The sequence below is a fragment of the Streptomyces sp. NPDC041784 genome, from assembly GCF_055591025.1.
Genome location: NZ_JBVJAB010000053.1, coordinates 1 through 17,234 on the forward strand (window position 1 = coordinate 1; position 17,234 = coordinate 17,234).

The window sequence follows — 17,234 nt, forward strand, 5'->3', positions numbered from 1 at the left end:
CGCGCTGAATGCCTTCGACATCACCTTCGACGGCCGCCTCTCCGCAGCCCGTCAGTAACCGTCAACCCCGGTTACACCGCTCGTTTGACAGACCCATTCGAGCGAGTGACATCAGGACCTACGGCGTGGGGATCCTTTACCAGTGACGGCAGGTTGGTCAGGGTCACGAGACGTTGAGCGGCAGATCTCGGTGGAAGACAGCCATAGCCAGGCCGGGGCCGTTGTAGTCGTCGACGATCTTCGCGTCGAAGCCGAGGCTGCGATGGAAGGCGATGGAGCCGGTGTTCTCGATTGATGTGATCGCCTTCAACTGCCGTGCACCGTGACGTTCTGCTGCTTCGGCGAACGCCGTATACAGACGACGCCCGAGACCGGTGCCACGGGCGTCGTCCCGTGTGGCGATCAGATGCACGTACCCGGTGCCGTCCGGGGTGACAAACCCGAAGAGGTACCCACGGATTCCGTCCTCGGCACGGGCAACCAAACTAGTGGAACCGAACTCCTGCACCAGTGCCAGAAGGTGCAGCGCCCGAAGATCGCGTTCGCCCCAGTAACGGGGGTGATCAGTCAGAACCTGGTGGAAGTCGGCCACCCCGGCTGGTGCGATGTGTATGTCCATGATGGCGATCATGGCAGGCGCCTCAGCCGTTACAGGCGAAGGTCCGCCCGGATTGGGCGAGTTGTGACGACCGCTGGTCCCTGCGGCGCCGAGGCCTGCAAGTCACCCGGTTGAGAGCAGACCGCATCCTCGACGAGGCCAAGCACACCTCCGACCCCTTCCACCTCGTTCGCCCGTTCGACATCATCCCGGTCACCAAGCTCGTCGCCGCCGCCCTCGGGCATGGACCCTCAAGCCACCCTGATCCATCTCGCCGACCACATCGACGAGGGCCGTCTGCCAGCTCCGTGACCAGTCCACCTGGCTAACGAAGCCGCAGGCCCCCCGGCAGTTCTTCTTCAATGATCTCCACCAGCCAGTCGAAGGCGGTCGGGCCACGTCCAGCGCGAGCTTCCGCCAGCCTGGCGGCCATGCGTGCCTTGTTCGTCGGATGACAGCGGGCGAGCCACGTCTCGAGCTGCCGAGCAGTCTCCGGGTATCCCAGATGCTGGCGGGAGGCTTCGTGATCATGCCACTCGATCATGAAGTCGCCGTCGTCCGGTGTCCCGAAGCCGCCGCGGAGGCAGTCAGCGAAGGCATCAAGGTTCCGGCCGAAGTAACCGCCGCAGCCGATGCTCTCACCAGCGACCCGCCAGAAGTCCTCCAGCGTCTTGACCTGGCTGCCGTCCAACACGTATCTCACCGTCACAGCCCGCAGATTACGTCCGGCCTGGCGGCCTGCCTATCCGTTTTGAACCCGTGCTGTTCAGGCAGCACCTCGCACGGGTTCGCCGGAACATGTGCGCTTTTCCAAACGATTCGTTCGAGGCGATGGCGACGCTCTTCTTCTCCTCCCGCTCGGTCAGTACCTGGAAGAGCAACTCTGCGCTGCGGCGGTCCAGTTCCATGGAGCCGGGCCCGTCGATCGCGAGGAGGTCCACGCGACCGTAGTGGGCGATGGTCTTGGTCAGCGCCTTCTCGTCCGCGGCCTCGACCGGCTCGTTGACCAGTTTGGTTGCGAGGTGTGCAGCGGACCCGGTAGCCGGTTATGGGGGTCTTCGAACTTGAGCGGTGCATCTCGTCAGGCGCGCTGACTGTTCGTCACGGTGTGTGATGTGCATGGCGGGACCGGGCCCCCGGGTGCAGGACGCCCGTGGTCCTGGTTGATCATTTCTGTTCTCTGCGCAGAAGGATCATTAGCGCTGCCCGCCCTGCTCCGCGCAGCGGACCCGTGCGCCGTTCCCGTTCTCGAACGGTTACGGACGACGACGGACGACCCCAGGACCGGCGTATGGCCGGGCACGCCCTGATGGCCTGCGACCCCGGCCGCCGACGGGAGGTCCCCTCGTCAGTCGACGACTGAGTTCGCCGGGCTGTTCCGGAACTTCGCCGGGGCGTCCCCGAACACGGAACTCGTCGTTCGGCCCGGAGTAGCCACTCCCCAGAGGAACCCGATGCCGACTGGCGGCTCGACCGGTAGCTTCGTGGCTTACGTCGGCTTACGTCGCATGGTCGGCACGCTGATGAGACTGGCCCACTGTTACCAGTCCTCACTCGACTGGGACTGCCCGTCGGACCCGTCCCCCTGGACCAAGGAGCAACAGGAACTGTTCCAGCAACAGGCGACCGCCGCGCTGGAGATACTGCGCCATGACCTGGGCAGTGGCTGGACAGTCGAGGACCGGAGAACCTGACAGCTCCTTTGCCCGACCGAGCTGCGCGTAGTGGTCAATTGGCACGCAAGCGCTCCTTACCGTGGTGGTGGGGATTCGGCCCTTCATCCGATCAGGAGACCCGGGGCCTGAGCGTGGAAGGCCGCACACCACTGCACCGTGATCGATGCCCATCGCGCCGGCGTTCTGCATCTGCGCGGTGAGGCGGTCGGCGTCGCGCTCGGCATGGCGGTCGGCCTGGTGGCATGGGACGCAGGGGCCGATCCGCAGCACGCGCTTGGACGCCCTCCGCTCGACGGCCGACACAAACGGCCCGGGCAATGCTGTGCGCGCCCGCGGGCAATCATCCGGCCAAGAGCTGGCGCATAGTTGATGTGACTGGCGAGTAGGGACATTTGACCCTGTCGCCCCGTCCCTTTACCAAGGCAGTATCTCCGAGAGGCAAAGGACGAGCGGAGTCTTTCAGGGGTACCGGCTAACGGACGGCGTCACCCGTTTCGTCAGCGTATTGCTGATCGAGACGTCCGCTTCCCCTGGGGCGTGCTTGTATGCGGCGATCGGCGTGCCGTGACGGTCGGCAAGTGCCCATCCCCCAGGAGAGGAACCAGCACAAATGAAGCACCGGCTGAACCGCCGCGGCAAGAAAGCCCTGATGGCGGGCGCTGCAGCCAGCGGCCTACTGGCCCTGACCGTTCCGGTCTCCGCCATGGCGGGGATGTCCGATACCGAACAAGACAGTGGTTCCCACTGCACCAGCGACGTTTCCGGCGGCCAGGTGAAATGCTTCACCACGTACCGGGCGGCCATCGCCGCGGCCACCGGAGGAGTGGTCAAGGACGCACCCGCGAACGTAAGCGACGCTGCGGCCAGCCCCGGCTTCAAAGCGAAGATCGATGCCGCCGGCACCACCGCTGATGACGACCAGCCGTTCGTCATCGGCACCGTGTACCTGGACAACGACCTCAAAGGCGCGTCCATGAGCTTCACCGCCGAGGACAAGTGCAGGCCGGAGAGCAAAGGCTTCCAGGTCGACTCGATGCCGGAGGGGTTCAACGATGCCGTCAGTTCCTACGAGACCTTCAACGACTGTCAGGCCGCGCTCTTCGCCGACCCGGAGCTGAAGGGCGACCACAGCAACTGGCAGATCGGCAGGCAGGCCTTCGTGCGCGACGGCCTGGACAACCTGGCCAGCTCCATGCAGTTCAACTACGCGGAGTCCCCCAGCGTCGAGCAGTTGGTGAAGGACTGCGACGAAAAGGTGGCGACCTGCAAGTTCGAGCACAAGGGCGATGTCCGCTACGGCTTCAGTGGGACTCATGAGGTGGCCCGTGGGTACAACTGCACCACCGTCCCACAGCAGACGAAGATAGCGTGGTGGGACGCCACTGGTGGGAGGAACTCGCTGGAGGTGGAGTTGGGAGCCAGCTACAAGATAGGAAATTCCGTCTTGGGGACGGAGTTCAGCTACAGCTTCAGGATCGCCTACGGGCATGAGTGGAACTGGCAGAACACCGTCATTGACGAGACTCCCATCACCGTCCCGGCCGGAGAGGTGGGCTGGGTCAACCGGAACACCAAAATGCAGACCTCGGGCGGTACCCTCGAGGTGAAATACGACGACCCCAAGTGGGGCCACCGCCTCTGGTACATCGACGACTTCACCGCCACTGGCCCCACACCGGAGAAGCACGGCACCGTCACCTGGGCCGCCCGGAAGATGACCGCGGCCGAGAAGGCCGAGCAGTGCACTGATGGCTCCGGATTCGTCACCGAGGTGGTGGACGAGGTCGAGGGCGCCGAGACCAAGCGGGCGAACGCCAAGTCCGCGCCCGCGGACGCCGCGGTCTCGTCCGGCAAACGCTGAGCCGACGCCGCGCACGGCGGTCCTGGAGCACGCGGCTGTCCCGTGTGCTCCAGGACCGCCGCCGCCGCGTTGTGCGCCGGAAGGCTGGTCTCGATGATGTTGCCGCCGAAGGTGAGCCGGTCCACGATGACCGCACAAAGCCGCGGGTCGGTAAGGGCGCGCTGACTATTCGTCACGGTGTGTGATGTGCATGGCGGGACCGGCCCCCGGGCGCAGGACGTCCGTGGTCCTGGTTGATCATTTCTGTTCTCTACGCAGAAGGATCATTGGGGAGCCACGGGCTTGGTCAACGATACGACGTTGCTGCTCGGTCTCGACGGGGTGTCCGTCGTGCGAGTCGAGCCACTGGCCGACGGGATGCGTCGGGTGCACCTGATCACGGCCGACGAGGCGGCGCGGGCCTGCCCGTCCTGCGGGGTCATCGCCTCCCGGGTGAAGGGGCCGGCGGTGACCCGGCCGCGTGATCTGCCCTACGGGGAAGGAAGGTTGGAGTTCTTCTGGCACAAGCGCCGCTGGTGGTGCCGCGAGCCGAAGTGCCCGAGGAAGTCGTTCACCGAGAGCATTGCCCAGATACCGGCTGGGGCGCGGGTCACCGCCCGGCTGCGGGAGGCGGCCGGGCACCGGGTGCGCGATGCCGGCTCCACGGTCCTCCAGGCCGCCCGCGACCTGCATCTGTCCTGGTCGACGGTGATGGACGCCTTCCGCACGTCGGCGCGCGAGGTCGTCGACGCCCCACTGCCCGAGGTGAGGGTGCTGGGCATCGACGAGACCCGGCGGGGCAAGACGAAGTGGGAGCAGGACCCCGACAGCGGCAAGTGGCACCTGGTGCGGGACCGGTGGCACACCGGCTTCGTCGACGCCCTCGGCACCGGCGGGCTGCTCGGCCAGGTCGAGGGCCGCAGCGTCGCCGACGTCCTGGCCTGGCTCGCCACCACACCGCTGACCTGGCGAAAGAGCATCCGGCACGTCGCCATCGACATGTCGGCCACCTACCGCGCGGCGGTCCGCACCGGCCTGCCGCACGCGATCGTCGTCGTCGACCACTTCCACGTCGTCCAGCTCGCCAACAAGATGCTGTCCATGGTCCGGCGCCGCACCACTGCCGAGATCCGGGGCCGACGCGGACGAGCCGCGGACCCGGAGTGGAAGGCCAAACGACGGCTCCTGCGCAACCGCGAGGATCTCACCGACGACCAGTTCGCCACCATGTGGAACACCCTGCTCGGCGAGGGGAGGATCGGGCAGACACTGCTGACGGCGTGGATTGCCAAGGAGAACCTGCGCAACCTCCTCGCCCTGGCCCGCACCGGGGCGACCGACACCAAGTCGGCCATGCCCGCTGGAAGTTTTTCACCTGGTGCGCGGACTCCGACATCCCCGAAGTCCGTACCCTCGCTGCCACCGTCGACCGCTGGTGGACCGAGATCGCCGCGTTCATCGACACAGGCCACCACAACGCCAAGAGCGAGGGGATCAACCGCGTGATCAAGCTCGTCGCCCGCAACGCGTTCGGCTTCCGCAACGCGGACAATCAACGGCTACGGACACGCTGCGTCACCACCCGCCGAGCCCGCGGACACCTTCGCACCGCTCAACTTTGAAGACCCGGTTATGGCGGCGTCGGTGCCCAGGGCGATCAGCGGGTGGGACTTGCCGGTGCCGGAGTCGCCGATCAGGCAGAGCGGCTGGCCCTTTTGACCCAGTCACTGGTGGCCAGCGGGTGGATGACGGCGGGTCGGTCGATGTGCGGGTTGGCCTCGAAATCGAAGCCCCTCGGGGACTTCTCTCACGGGAGGGCGTCGGCCTTGATCCGCCCTTCGGAGCGTCGGCGGGCGCGGTTGTCGCGTTCGGCCATCAGCAGTTCGGCGAGGAACCCGCGATAGGACATCTGGTCGCGGGCGGCGGCTTCGGCCAGGTCGGGGAACTGGGCCCGAACGGCACGTCTCGGCAGGCGGGCGGCGAAAGCGGCACGGCGAACCGCTGTCACGGTGGTCCCGGGCCGGTCGCGCCCCGGTCCGCGCAACCCGGCGACGCAGACACGTCGGCCGGCGGCCGCGGGGCACCGCTGCCCGCGCCGGGCCCGACCCTGAACCTGCCCTCGCCCGACCCGCCGACCGCGCCCGTCCCACCGACCGCGCCGGCACGGACGACGACGGCGTTGTGAGGGCCGACCTGCTCGTCCGCGGGCTGCGGGCGCCGGCCGCTCCCGTATGGAGGGCGCTGGGCACCACGCGGGGGGACGGCATGCTGGGGATGCGCCGCCCCGCACGTCTGCCGACATCTCACCGGCATGAGACGGGACGGCTGCCGGCACCGAAGCGGCAGCCACGGCCGCCGCCCACGCGCCCCGGGAAAGCCGTGCACCCCGGGTCCCGATCGCCGGCGCCCGATCCTCGCAATACTCCTCTGCGACCCGGCCCGCCCTCCCGTCGGCGGGCCAGTGTGGGTCGGATCGGCACAGTCCCCGCGCGCCGCGGGAAACCGTCCCACGGCAGACGGAAGCCGCTCAACCGGAAGACAGAGAACACCTGCAAGGCGTATTCCAGCGCGCCAAGGGCGATCCCGTCGCCGATAAATGAGGCAGACGGGTCGTGCGCCCGCCTCTGGTATCCGGGCCGTCCGGGGGCCCGGATGCCTTTTCCGGAGAGATACCCTGTGCCGGAACCCCGGCCCGATTACGGCGGGCCGGGGTTCTGATACAGCGTGCGGAGAATGCTGCTCAGTGGTGTCGGGCCGAGTCGTACGAGTCGACCACGCGGAAGCTGCCCACGATGAGCCCCGGGAGCCCGTTGACCGGTGTCGTCGTCAGCCCGGGCAGTGAGTTGGTGGAGCTGCGGGGGCCGACCGTGGCAGCGGGCGCACCGTTGTCGCAGGTGATCCCGTTGAAGAACTCGACGGTCCTCTTGGTGTCGTTGCGGACGTTGAAGAAAGTAGCGCCCAGCCCGCCGTTGAGAACGTTGACGACGGCGATGCAGGTCCCCGGGTCGGACGAGTACGAACGCTCGTTGACCTGGATCCGCCCGCCGTCCTGCCGTCCCCCGTCCTGCCGTCCCCCGTCCTGCCGGGAATCGTCCTTCCTGAAGCCGTCGCTGTCGCTCGATCCGCCGTCGCCGCCGAACGAGCCACCAGCCGGCGCGGCGTCCTGGACGGCCGCGGCGGACTCGGGGACGGACTTCGAGGCAGACTTCGGGACGGAATTCGCGTAGGTGACACCCGTGGCGGCCGTGACCGCCACCCCCACGGAGGCGGCAACCACCGCGATGGTACGAGTACGCAATGCACTGCTCCTTCACTCCGACGCCGGCAGGGAAAGCCGACTGAGAATGAACGTAATGACGCCTCTTTCCGCTGTCATATCGACAGCATCCGGAACACGGTGAAAATAGGGCTGAATGGTCGTATTCCCATTCGCCTCAACGAGGGACGCAAAATTCTTTGACGTGCCGTCAGCACGAGGTACAGAGCAGGCACTTTGAACGGAGTAGCCGCCCACCCGGGGCAGACCTGATACCCCGTCACCCTCCCGGACGTGCTCCCCGGCTGGCTTCCCCCCACCCCCGCCCCCGCCCACCCACCCGGACAGGCGGGCGGGGAGACGCCGCCAGTCCCCCGGTGGGGGCACGGCGCCGGCACCACCAGGCACGGCCGGATGGCGCCCGCAGAAGGCACCACCCCGGCTCTGCCGTCCCCGGCCGGCCCAGGACGGCCGCCTGCATGAGGCGGCGTACCGCCGCCACCGCACCGGCAGCCATCGGCACGACAGCGGCATACACCGGCCCGCTCACCCCACGGACGGACGGACCGCGCGCAGCCCGCGCACGGCCCGGCAGGCGACGCACGGCGGGCAGCAAGGCAGCAGGCACCAGGCACCAGGCACCAGGCACCAGGCACCAGGCACCAGATGAACCTGGGCGCGGCGGTCGCCGCTCTGACCGCGCCGCCGGGCAGCTGCCGCACCGGCATGGTCCGCCGTCCTGCGCTGGACCTGTACGAGGCGATCCCCGCCCAGCGGAACCGTGAGCGTGCCGTACGGGAGCTCCGCGACGTCCTCATGGCCTGACACAGACCTGCGGGCGGCGGGCCCGCTATCCCTGTACCGGGCGGCCGACGGCCCACAGGTCGCCGGAGCGCGGACGAACGCGGCGTGGGCCTGCATGTCCCACTGCAACTGCGCGGCGGTGAGGGTGTGGCCGCGCCGAGCGAGCCGTCGCGCAGCTCGCCGGGCGTCAGGGGCACGCCGCAACACACGAGGCGGCGTGGCTGCTGCACGGTCGCCGGAACGCTCGGGACCACGAAACGGTGCCGCAGCGCTCCGAGGCGATGCTCACCCTCGCGGCGATCACCCTGATGATCCGCCAGCTCACCTGGTAGCCCGTCCATCCCCACCGCCGCAACGCCTCGGCCGACGGCTGCTGTTCAGGTCTCGTGATCAGCATGCGATGACTCATTCAACAGCCCTCAGTGCAGGTCGACGCGCAGTAAGCGAGTGGCGCGGGCTATCACCACGTGCCGCCTCCCGTAACAATCTGTAGCGACCACGCCGTGAGCGCCAGTGGCGCCTGAGCGCAGTGGGAAGCCCTCCGGCGCAGGGCTCGCAGTCCAGGGTGGGGTGGGGTGGGGGCAGATCCTCAAGGGCGACTCCCGCCCCCATACCAATGGGAACGCCGCCTGGAGGAAGATGATCCGATGGATCACGTTCTTGGGGCCGCCGGCAGGCGACACCGCATCTTCGTGTGGGCCACATGGAACGGCGGCGAGGCAACTTGCCACATACGTCGCATCATCAACGCGAGGAAGCCGGACGGGACCCTCGCCGGCCGGAAGGCCAGCCCGGGCAACAAGAAGATCTTCGAATTCCGGACCGGTCCGTTCGCGCAGAACCTCGACGAAGCCGCCGTGCTGGGCGCGCTTGCGGGCATCGTGGCCGCAGAGCACTCGGACGATGTGACGATCTGTCTGCCACCTGGCCCTGAGGGTGAATTACTCCAGCGTGTCCGTGACCTCGGCGAGTTTCCTCGGCCGCACCCTCTCGCCGAGACCCTGCTCGGGTGGACCAGCCGACGGCTCTCCCGGGCGGTCCAGATCGTCGAACCTCCGACCCACCCCACGTTCGCCGCTCTTCACCGTGCGGCCGAGTCGTCACAGCGGGCACCTGACGATCTCAAGACCCTTCCGCAGGTGTGCAGGCACCTCGCCACGGGCCGGCTGGGGCCCCTCGAGGATTCTCGCGGGAACGGTGCCGGCCAGTGCCAGTGCGGGAAGGTTTGCTACGACTCCTGGGATCTCGCCTTGGAAGCTCTCTTGGCCATCGCGGATCAGCGTGAGCTCGGCTACTACCCGAAACGGGTGTACGCCTGCCCGACAAGCCGTCACTGGCACCTGACAAGCCGAGCGGCCGAACGACCCGTCGGACGACCCGTCGGACGACCCGTCGGACGACCCGGTCCCTCGGCCAGGTGACTTCACCGCACCGTGTCAGGTGCGGTGGAAACCGCGCGCCTCGACCCACTGGCCGGACCTCTACGGGCGCTGTACAGCCGACTGCTTCGGGGTAGCGGGCGCGGCGCCGGTCCGGGTCGTCGACGCCGATCTCGTACCGGAGCTCGCCTCACTGGAGACGGGGCAGGGTGTTCACCCGAACCGCGATGGTGATGTCCTGGACCTCTGCGGCGAGCGCTTGGCGGCGGTTGTCGAGCAGGTGCTCCTCCTTGCCCGCCAGGACGACGTGCAGCCGCGGGAAGCGCTCGGAGCGGTTATAGCGGTGGCGCTGCCAGAACGGGTATGTGCGGCCGTTGGAGCAGCGCGCTCCTTTCCAGACGCGGCGTCCGGCGTAGCGCTCGTAGTCCCAGACTTCCCGTGCGAGGCGTTCCTGGGTCATGGTTGCCGTTGCCGAGCTCAGCGGGCCGAGCCCGGCCCGAAGGGCTTTCGCGCCAGTGTCGGCCTTCGGGTGGGGCGGCAGCTCGTTGGATGCTTGCCGTCCTTGCCGTTCGTCTCCGTCAGTCCGAGCTCCGCCGACTTCTTCATCGCCCCGCGCACGTACGACCGGCCGTCCGCGTCCTCTGCTGTGATCATCTGAGGCATCTGCCGGACCGTGGCCATCCGCACGCACCCCAGCATCCGCAACACGTCGGCCCGCACCTTCGCGGCCGTGGGAGTGGACTTCATCCCCTTCGTTGACTCGTCAGGGGAAGGGAGAGGCCTCATGCGTCGAAGCCGTCAAGCGGAGACCGGTCCCCGGCGGAAATCGGCTACTCGCCGCGGATACAGCCTGCGAGGCTGTGGGGGTGACTGAGACGACCCCATACGACGCCGACCGTGCCCGATTCACCCGCCAGGCGCTGGCACGCCTGGTCCTCTGCGATCACGCCGTGGACGTTGCGGATGGCGCCGCCGGCCTGGTGGCCACCGACCACGACCCTGACAACGGTCCCGGGGGCCGGGTAAGCCAGGCATTCCAGCTCATCGAGCTCGCAGAGCGCGCTCTGGCCTCGGCCGTGATCTACGAACGCGAGCGGGGCAGTTCGTGGGCGGAGATCGCCCAGTACCTGGGAATCGGTCCAGCGGAAGCGGAAGACCGTTTTACCGCGAACCTGGATGGCTGGAGCACGGCCTTCGACGTTCCCTACCGCCTCGACGAAACCGGCCGCAAGCGCATACCGCAGCTGCCCACGGCGGCGTATGACCCCGGCTGGGCCTGCGAGAAGCTCGACCGTTGGGCCTCCCTCCAGCGCATTGGGATCGACGCCGTGAGCTCCGGCTTGGTCATGGCCGCGCCGGAGGAAGAGTCCCCGTCAGAATCCCCGTAGCGGCGTTCGCTGGAAAAGCGATCACTCCCACGGCGTTCTCGTGAAACTCACGCACCATCCGCGGGAACGACTCCAGGTGCCTGCCGGTCGCCAGCGGGGAAGCCGCAAACGCGCATCCGATCGCCGCCACGAGAGACTCCGGGACTTCGGACGAACGTGTCGTGAGTACGGTGATGCGGTCACTGCATGTCGGCGAGTTCGTGGACGATGTTCATCGTGGCGGGGTAGAGCGCGGTGTACGACGCGTACAGGCGGTCGTACACCTCACGGGTGTGTGCCCGGGGCCGTACTGTCGTCTCGGTGACGGCCCAGTCCGTGTCGGGCGGTACGAGTCCGAGCCCGACCGCCGAGAGCAGGGCGTCGCCGTAGCAGGCTCCGATGGTCTGTACCGGTACCTGTTGTTCCCTGCCGGTGACGTCGCTGACGATCTGAGTCCACAGTCCGCCCTTCGTGCCGCCACCCACCGCGACGATGCGCCGGACCGGGTCGTCGGGGTCTTCCAGGAAGTCGAGGATCTGGCGGACGCCGAACGCGATGCCCTCGTAGGCGGCCTTGAACAGGTGGCCACGCGTGTGCCGCAGCGTAAGGCCCGCCACCACGCCTCTGGCATGCGGGTCGAAGATCGGGGTCCGCTCACCGGCGAAGTACGGGAGCATCAGCAGGCCGTCCGAACCGGCGGGCACGGCCTCGGCCTCGGCGACCAGTGTGTCGAAGGACTCTCCGCCGGTGACCTCCTGGAGCCACTTCGTCAGGGACCCCGAGGTGGACATGCCCGCGGCGATGGTTCGTCGGCCCGGCTCCACTCCTGCCGTGGTCCACAGTTTGGGGTGCGCCCGGTAGGTACCCAGGACCTGGACGAAGAACAAGGTGGAGCCGTACATGAGCATGAGGTCGCCGGGATGCCGTACGCCGGCGGAATGGGCCTCGGCCCAGGCGTCGACGGTCCCGGCGGAGACAGGTGTGCCGACCGGGATTTTCGTGGCCTGCGACGCCGTGGCGGTCACCGTTCCAACGACCTCGTGAGGGTGGACGAGTCGGGGCATCTCCAGGTGGCCCGCGATGTCCGGGAGCCAGTCCTCCGCCCAGGATCCGGCATGGATGTCGTACAGCGGGTCGCATTGGCTGGCAGTGTGATGGTCGAGAACGTAGGCCCCGGTGAGCTTGGCGGCCAGATAGGAGTTGGAGTTGTACCACCTCCTTCCGCGCGCCCATTCCTGTGGCACGTTGCGCTGCATCCACAGCATCTTCGGGCCGACGGCCTGGGAGCTGAGTGCCTTGCCGCAGCGTTTGAGGACGGTGTCGGCGCCGAGCCGCTCGGTGAGGTCGTGGATCTCTCGCCCGGCCCGGCCGTCGATGCCGTAGAGGATGGCCGGTCGCACGGGCTCCACGTCGCTGTCGCAGACCAGCAGGCAGGGGCCGACACCGCTGACGCAGAGACCGACGAGGGTGTGGGAGCCGATCTGGTCCATCAGTTCACGGGCCACCGCGGTGAAGTCGTCCCACCAGACGGCGGCGGCGTCCACTTCCGCCCAGGACGGTCGGGGCAACGACATGGAGTGATGGCGTACGGCTGTCGCCACCACGGATCCCTCGAGGGTGGTGAGTACGCCCTTGGTGCTGGCGGTGCCGGTGTCGATGCCCAGTACGAGTTCGCTCATTGCGGTGTGTCCGTTCCGTCGTCGGAGCCGTGGGAGGAATCCGGTGAGGACAGGATGCGGGCGTGGACCGACGGGCGCTGGTAACGCAGGACAAAGCCGTTCAGGTCTTCGCCGCGCGTGGTGAACTGACAGAGTGTCCGTCGGGCGCGCGTACTTCGTGGGCGGTGGAACACCTGGCCCGCTGTGCGAGTTCGCGCTGGTGTTTCTCCAGGTCCTCGACCGAGGAGAAGACCACGTGGGCCAGCCCCTCACGGTTCGTGGGAGGTCGGGCCGGTGCCCGAGGCGCAGCCTGGGCGGACCGGTGTGACTGCGGACGAAGGTCTCGCCGTCCCCTGTCTCCGGGGCTGCGAAGCCGCACCCGATGACGGTCCGCCAACGCTCGGCAGCCGCCTCCAGATCGTTGACGGCAACCGCGATCTCGTCCGTCTTCGCGGCGCCCGAAGGATGGCGCTGCAGTCGGAGGACGGTTTCCACGTCGAAGCGGGTGGTTGCGCCGTCGGGCAACCGGTTCACCGGGGAGCCATCGCCGACAGAGCTGGCGAATGGCCGTCCGCCGGGCAGCCAGCACCGGATCTCGCGACCGGTTCGCCGGAATTCCAGGCAGGAACCGGAGTGGTGAAACAGTCACCGATGACGACGCCGACGTCGTCGGCCATGGCCAGGTCACCGCCGTCGTCGACGAAGGTGCGAGGGCCGTGGCTGGGGCCTGTCCGGTGGATCATGCCGCAGACGCGGGGTCTGGCACGCCCACCTGCCGCGTTGTCGTCGGTTGCCGACTCCCCCACGCTCGGCTGCGCTCGCGCGCGAGGGACCCCCATCGCATCGACGTCCTCCTCCGCCTTGCAGTTGGACGCACCAGACCCCGCTCACGTGCGCTGATCATGCACCGCAGGTTTCCTCCGACTTGATCCGCCGGACAGACCTAGACATCGATCTCTTCGACGAACACGACGACGTGTCGAGCACGCAGCAGTGGTTCCGCCAGCGCACCAGCACCAGTTTCCTGCCAGAGTTCCCGGGGGCTGCTTATGCGGCGAGGCGCCCGGCGAGGGTCTTGGCCTTGGTGGCGGCGTCCTCAAGGGCGCGGTCGCGGGAGGTCTCGAAGAGCGGGACCAGTGCGGCCATGGCCGGGTTGTGCGGAGCCATGGTCAGCTCAGGGACGATGAAGCCGAGGTCGAGTTCGAGGGTGTCGGCGAGGATCGCCGTCAGGTAGTTCTGGACGTATTCGTAGGGCTCCTTCGGAGTGCCCGGCGCGTAGGAACCGCCCCGGCTGGCCACGACCGTGACCGGGGTGCCCTTGGCGGACGGGGTGTCGCCCACCGTACGCCCGAAGAGGATCACGTTGTCCAGCCATGCCTTGAGGGTCGACGGGATCGAGTAGTTGTACATCGGGGCGCCGATCAGCACCGCGTCCGCCCGCTCCAGCTCTTCGATGAGCCGCACGCGTTCGGCGAAGGCGGCGGCCTGTTCGGGCGTGCGGTCGTTCGGATCGGCGAAGCCCGCGGTGTGGGCGTCGGCGGTGATGTGCGGGACGGGGTCGACGGAGAGGTCGCGGTAGATCACCGTGCCCTCCGGGTGCTGCTCCTCCCAGGTCCTGCGGAAGGTCTCCGTAACGGCCCGGGAGGCGGAGGCGCCGCCGGGGAACACGGACGAGTCGATGTGCAGCAACGTGGCCATGGAGTATCTCCAGTATGGGGTGACATGAAGGGTGGGCGCCCGTGGCGGGTGCCGCGGGGCTCGTGGTCGGTGAGGCCGATGGGCAGGCGGTCAGGCCGGCGGCCGAGGGCGCAGGACGCCGTCGGGGTCGTAGCGCTTCCACAGGTCGGTGACGCGGGTGCCCGCCGGTCCCGGATAGGCGCGGGCGAACGTCGCCTCGTCCGGGGCGCTCTCGAAGTTCACGTACGCACCGTCGATGTGCGGGACGATGCGCGACCAGGCGGCGGCCAGCGTGGCTCGGTCGTCCGGTGGGAACGCCGAGGCGACGACGAGCGTGTTCTGGTGGCGGTGTGCGAACGCCGTGGCCGAGGCGGCCGGGTCGTGGGTCGCGCCGCCGAGCGAACGCAGCTGGACCAGGACCGGGTCGGGGGCGGCCGACGGCGCGGCCAGGGCGCGGGCGGCGTCCGGGGTCATGCCGGTGAGGAGTCCGTTGGTTGTGCTGGAGCGCATCTGCCCGGTGTTGGCGTGGAGATGGAGCGGTGGAACCAGCTCCGTGTACGGGACGACGTGGGCCTGCTGGGCCAGCACATCGCCGATGCCGAGCAGTGGTGCGACGGCGCCGCGGATGACGGACGTACTGTCCGAGGCCACGACGGCGGTGATGAACGCGGTTGTGGTGGCATCCCGCGAGGACAGCGTCACCGCCGTCGACAGCTCGCGCGGCGCCCGCGCCATGACGTCGGCCCAGCGCCGCAGCGTCTCCCCGGCCGGGTCCACCGCGACCACCAGCTGTGCGCGGCCGACGTCACGGAGTTCCATGGCCTCGATCTCGAAGGCCAACGCGATCCCGGCACCCGCTCCGGCTCCGCGCATCACCCACAGCAGGTCGGGCTCTGTCGTCGCATCGGCGCGTACGGCCGTTCCGTCAGGCAGGACGACCTCGACGGCACGGATGTGGTCGATGGTCAGTCCGTACTGGCGTACCAGCCAGCCGACGCCTCCTCCGGTGGCGATACCGCCGACGCCGACGTTGCCGTGGTCTCCCGAGCTGACAGCGAGCCCGTGCGGGGCGAGTGCCCGGGCGACCTGGGCCCAGCGGGCGCCCGCCTCGACACGGACCAGGCGGGCGCCCCGGTCGAGGACGTCGACCCGGTGGAACGCGCTCAGGTCGATGACGAGCCCGCCGTCGTTGGTGCCGCTGCCGGACAGGCCGTGTCCACCGCTGCGGACGGCCACCCGAAGGCCCGTCTCCCGCGCGAGCCGCAGCGCCGCCGCGACATCGTCCGCGGACTCGGGCAGGACGACGGCGGCCGGATGGCCGACGGTGGTGTAGGTGGAGCGGAGCAGGCGGTAGCGGCGGTGCTCAGGCGTGACCACTTTGCCGGCCAGCGCGGCCGGCAGGGTGCCGAGGACGCCAGGGGTGCCGGGGATGCCTTTCATCGCCCGCTCCGTATGGCGTCGACGAGTGCACGCACCGCGGGCACGACCTCGCCGGCGAAGAGCGCGAGCTGCCGTTCGGGGTCGGTGGCAGGCCAGAAGACAAAGGTGTCGAAGCCGAGTTCGGTGGTCCACTCGGCAAGGGTGTCCACCCACCGCCGTACATCGCCGACGAGCCCGGGACCGTCCCCGCGCTCTCCGATCACGCCGATCACGTTGTAGACGCGCCGGAGCGTTCGCGGGTCGCGGCCCGCGTCGACGGCAGCTTGGTCGATGATCCGCTGCCGTGAGGGCACCTCCCGCGGCGGGACGTAGATGTTCAGCGGAGAGACCCAGCCGTCGGCCAACCGGCCGGTGACGGCGAGCATCCTGGGCTTCTGGGCACCGAGCCAGAGCTCGACGGGCTTGGAGGGCACCGGTCCGGCGCGGTAGCCGTCGACGGCGTGGAACGGGCTGTGCAGTCGTACGACACCTCCGGCCATGGCCGTGCGCAGGAGCCCGAGGGACTCCTCGGCGAACGCCACCATCTCCTGACCGCGTCGCGCCGGGCCGCCCATCGAGGCGATCGCGTCGGGGATACCGCCGCCTCCGACGCCGAGCTGGATCCGGCCGTCGGTGATCACGCTCAGTGTCGCGGCGGCCTTGGCGAGCATCACCGGCGGACGCAGTTGGAGGTCGGCGACATCGGTCAGGAAGGAGATGCGGTCGGTCACCGCGGACAGATGCGTGATCAAGGTCCAGGCGTCGAGGTGGCCGGGCTGGTACGGGTGGTCCTGGACGGCGAGGTAGTCGATGCCCGAGTCCTCCGCCGTCCGCGCGAGGCGCCGGGTCTGCGCCCATTCCCCCGCGGAGGGGTCGAGGCTCACTCCGAAGGAGAGCGGGTGTTGGTGGTCGGTCATACGTCTACGGTGCGCCGGGCCGCCCGAACGGCAAAACGACGGGTAAGGTGCTAATCTTTTGTAAGTGGACTCCATTCATGACGACAACTGCCCGAGCTTCGAAGGCACCCTCGAAATGATCGGACGCCGCTGGACGGGTTCGGTGCTGCAGGCCGCGGCCCAGGGCGCCCGGCGCTTCGGCGAGTACCGGGCGATGATCGACGGGATCTCCGACCGGCTGCTCTCCCAGCGCCTGAAGGAACTCGAGGCCGCGGGTCTCATCGAGCGCACCGTCATTCCCAGTACGCCGGTACAGATCCGCTACCGGCTGGCCCCGGACGGCCAGGCACTGGTGGACGCCCTGCTGCCACTCGCCCAGTGGAGCATGCGACGCTCCAGCGTCAGGGCGTGAAAAGCATGCACTCCTCCCTGCGTGTGTGTCGGAGCGTGCGTGACGACCCTGCGTTCAGGGCGTGAGCATCCGGTTCGGCTCGATGCAGTACAACCGCGACCACGCACGTCTCCGCACTCCGCACTCCGGGCGAACGCGCCTTCGTCCTCGTCAAGCCCTGGCGACTGCCACGACAAGCGCGGTGTTCAACGAACCGCATCGGCAGAGCCGTCGCAGCCGTCCGTCCCCCTCCTCACCTGCGAATGCACAGGA

General features: G+C 68.6%; 16 protein-coding genes and 4 pseudogenes. 8 read left to right on the forward strand and 12 right to left on the reverse strand.

All coding sequences use genetic code 11. The features are described from left to right. Positions 1-163 precede the first annotated feature (163 nt). The 3 genes and pseudogenes from ACZ6D7_RS45135 to ACZ6D7_RS45145 form a co-directional block, all read right to left on the reverse strand. Positions 164-631, reverse strand: a complete 468-nt coding sequence (locus tag ACZ6D7_RS45135) for a GNAT family N-acetyltransferase (RefSeq protein ID WP_469504229.1) — start codon at positions 629-631, stop codon at positions 164-166. A gap of 292 nt (positions 632-923) precedes the next feature. Then, entirely contained in the window at positions 924-1,307 is a 384-nt protein-coding gene (locus ACZ6D7_RS45140; RefSeq protein ID WP_469504232.1) for a barstar family protein, read from the reverse strand. A gap of 100 nt (positions 1,308-1,407) precedes the next feature. After that, positions 1,408-1,645, reverse strand: a pseudogene (locus ACZ6D7_RS45145) (ATP-binding protein); the annotation flags it as partial. A gap of 476 nt (positions 1,646-2,121) precedes the next feature. On the opposite strand from ACZ6D7_RS45145, the gene ACZ6D7_RS45150 reads away from it, so the two are divergent. Together ACZ6D7_RS45150 and ACZ6D7_RS45155 are read left to right on the forward strand one after the other, a co-directional pair. Continuing rightward, positions 2,122-2,292: a hypothetical protein gene (locus ACZ6D7_RS45150; RefSeq protein ID WP_469504235.1), complete on the forward strand. Its 171-nt coding sequence runs from the start codon at positions 2,122-2,124 to the stop codon at positions 2,290-2,292. A 592-nt stretch (positions 2,293-2,884) separates the two neighbouring features. Then, entirely contained in the window at positions 2,885-4,135 is a 1,251-nt protein-coding gene (locus tag ACZ6D7_RS45155) for a hypothetical protein (RefSeq protein ID WP_469504238.1), read from the forward strand. A 59-nt stretch (positions 4,136-4,194) separates the two neighbouring features. Here ACZ6D7_RS45155 and ACZ6D7_RS45160 read toward each other — a convergent pair. Beyond that, positions 4,195-4,296 (reverse strand): annotated as a pseudogene (locus ACZ6D7_RS45160) (IS21-like element helper ATPase IstB); the annotation flags it as partial. A gap of 196 nt (positions 4,297-4,492) precedes the next feature. Between ACZ6D7_RS45160 and ACZ6D7_RS45165 the strand changes: the two are divergent. Both ACZ6D7_RS45165 and ACZ6D7_RS45170 read left to right on the forward strand, forming a co-directional pair. After that, positions 4,493-5,428 (forward strand): annotated as a pseudogene (locus ACZ6D7_RS45165) (ISL3 family transposase); the annotation flags it as partial. Beyond that, on the forward strand, positions 5,395-5,736 hold the full coding sequence (locus tag ACZ6D7_RS45170) for a transposase (RefSeq protein ID WP_469504240.1): 342 nt from the start codon (positions 5,395-5,397) through the stop codon (positions 5,734-5,736). The pseudogene ACZ6D7_RS45165 and the gene ACZ6D7_RS45170, both read left to right, overlap by 34 nt. Positions 5,737-5,739: 3 nt before the next feature. Here the strand turns inward: ACZ6D7_RS45170 and ACZ6D7_RS45175 are convergent. Together ACZ6D7_RS45175 and ACZ6D7_RS45180 are read right to left on the reverse strand one after the other, a co-directional pair. After that, positions 5,740-6,122, reverse strand: a pseudogene (locus ACZ6D7_RS45175) (ATP-binding protein); the annotation flags it as partial. A gap of 732 nt (positions 6,123-6,854) precedes the next feature. Next, the gene (locus ACZ6D7_RS45180; RefSeq protein ID WP_469504243.1) at positions 6,855-7,412 is read right to left on the reverse strand and encodes a hypothetical protein; all 558 of its coding nucleotides are present in this window, start codon (positions 7,410-7,412) and stop codon (positions 6,855-6,857) included. 624 nt (positions 7,413-8,036) lie between these two features. On the opposite strand from ACZ6D7_RS45180, the gene ACZ6D7_RS45185 reads away from it, so the two are divergent. Together ACZ6D7_RS45185 and ACZ6D7_RS45190 are read left to right on the forward strand one after the other, a co-directional pair. Further along, positions 8,037-8,195 (forward strand): hypothetical protein, encoded by a 159-nt coding sequence (locus ACZ6D7_RS45185; RefSeq protein WP_469504244.1) that lies wholly within the window; start codon positions 8,037-8,039, stop codon positions 8,193-8,195. A 626-nt stretch (positions 8,196-8,821) separates the two neighbouring features. After that, positions 8,822-9,595 carry a hypothetical protein gene (locus ACZ6D7_RS45190; RefSeq protein WP_469504247.1) on the forward strand — a complete coding sequence of 258 codons (774 nt, stop codon included), beginning with the start codon at positions 8,822-8,824 and terminating at the stop codon, positions 9,593-9,595. A gap of 148 nt (positions 9,596-9,743) precedes the next feature. On the opposite strand, the gene ACZ6D7_RS45195 is transcribed toward ACZ6D7_RS45190, so the two are convergent. Then, positions 9,744-10,013: a hypothetical protein gene (locus ACZ6D7_RS45195; protein WP_469504250.1), complete on the reverse strand. Its 270-nt coding sequence runs from the start codon at positions 10,011-10,013 to the stop codon at positions 9,744-9,746. Between the two features lie 17 nt (positions 10,014-10,030). Next, entirely contained in the window at positions 10,031-10,300 is a 270-nt protein-coding gene (locus ACZ6D7_RS45200) for a hypothetical protein (protein ID WP_469504254.1), read from the reverse strand. A gap of 119 nt (positions 10,301-10,419) precedes the next feature. Here ACZ6D7_RS45200 and ACZ6D7_RS45205 point away from each other — a divergent pair, with 119 nt between their 5' ends. Continuing rightward, positions 10,420-10,941 carry a hypothetical protein gene (locus tag ACZ6D7_RS45205; RefSeq protein WP_469504256.1) on the forward strand — a complete coding sequence of 174 codons (522 nt, stop codon included), beginning with the start codon at positions 10,420-10,422 and terminating at the stop codon, positions 10,939-10,941. Between the two features lie 179 nt (positions 10,942-11,120). Here ACZ6D7_RS45205 and ACZ6D7_RS45210 read toward each other — a convergent pair whose 3' ends face one another. The 4 genes from ACZ6D7_RS45210 to ACZ6D7_RS45225 form a co-directional block, all read right to left on the reverse strand. Continuing rightward, on the reverse strand, positions 11,121-12,599 hold the full coding sequence (locus tag ACZ6D7_RS45210; protein ID WP_469504259.1) for an FGGY-family carbohydrate kinase: 1,479 nt from the start codon (positions 12,597-12,599) through the stop codon (positions 11,121-11,123). A 1,026-nt stretch (positions 12,600-13,625) separates the two neighbouring features. Next, on the reverse strand, positions 13,626-14,276 hold the full coding sequence (locus tag ACZ6D7_RS45215) for an FMN-dependent NADH-azoreductase (protein WP_469504262.1): 651 nt from the start codon (positions 14,274-14,276) through the stop codon (positions 13,626-13,628). Between the two features lie 90 nt (positions 14,277-14,366). Next, positions 14,367-15,695, reverse strand: coding sequence for an FAD-binding oxidoreductase (locus ACZ6D7_RS45220; RefSeq protein WP_469504264.1), 1,329 nt, complete (start codon positions 15,693-15,695; stop codon positions 14,367-14,369). Next, complete coding sequence (locus ACZ6D7_RS45225) at positions 15,692-16,591, reverse strand: LLM class flavin-dependent oxidoreductase (RefSeq protein WP_469504267.1); 900 nt, start codon at positions 16,589-16,591, stop codon at positions 15,692-15,694. Before ACZ6D7_RS45225 ends, ACZ6D7_RS45220 begins: the two co-directional genes overlap by 4 nt. Positions 16,592-16,655: 64 nt before the next feature. On the opposite strand from ACZ6D7_RS45225, the gene ACZ6D7_RS45230 reads away from it, so the two are divergent. Then, on the forward strand, positions 16,656-16,982 hold the full coding sequence (locus ACZ6D7_RS45230) for a winged helix-turn-helix transcriptional regulator (protein WP_469504269.1): 327 nt from the start codon (positions 16,656-16,658) through the stop codon (positions 16,980-16,982). The last annotated feature ends 252 nt before the right edge of the window (positions 16,983-17,234 follow it).

Bases quoted from the DNA above. Each gene is read 5' to 3' on its own strand.
- ACZ6D7_RS45185 (WP_469504244.1), top strand. From the start codon at position 8,037: ATGAACCTGGGCGCGGCGGTCGCCGCTCTGACCGCGCCGCCGGGCAGC.
- ACZ6D7_RS45135 (WP_469504229.1), bottom strand. From the start codon at position 631: ATGATCGCCATCATGGACATACACATCGCACCAGCCGGGGTGGCCGAC.
- ACZ6D7_RS45220 (WP_469504264.1), bottom strand. From the start codon at position 15,695: ATGAAAGGCATCCCCGGCACCCCTGGCGTCCTCGGCACCCTGCCGGCC.
- ACZ6D7_RS45210 (WP_469504259.1), bottom strand. From the start codon at position 12,599: ATGAGCGAACTCGTACTGGGCATCGACACCGGCACCGCCAGCACCAAG.
- ACZ6D7_RS45155 (WP_469504238.1), top strand. From the start codon at position 2,885: ATGAAGCACCGGCTGAACCGCCGCGGCAAGAAAGCCCTGATGGCGGGC.
- ACZ6D7_RS45200 (WP_469504254.1), bottom strand. From the start codon at position 10,300: ATGAAGTCCACTCCCACGGCCGCGAAGGTGCGGGCCGACGTGTTGCGG.
- ACZ6D7_RS45190 (WP_469504247.1), top strand. From the start codon at position 8,822: ATGGATCACGTTCTTGGGGCCGCCGGCAGGCGACACCGCATCTTCGTG.
- ACZ6D7_RS45225 (WP_469504267.1), bottom strand. From the start codon at position 16,591: ATGACCGACCACCAACACCCGCTCTCCTTCGGAGTGAGCCTCGACCCC.
- ACZ6D7_RS45195 (WP_469504250.1), bottom strand. From the start codon at position 10,013: ATGACCCAGGAACGCCTCGCACGGGAAGTCTGGGACTACGAGCGCTAC.
- ACZ6D7_RS45215 (WP_469504262.1), bottom strand. From the start codon at position 14,276: ATGGCCACGTTGCTGCACATCGACTCGTCCGTGTTCCCCGGCGGCGCC.
- ACZ6D7_RS45150 (WP_469504235.1), top strand. From the start codon at position 2,122: ATGAGACTGGCCCACTGTTACCAGTCCTCACTCGACTGGGACTGCCCG.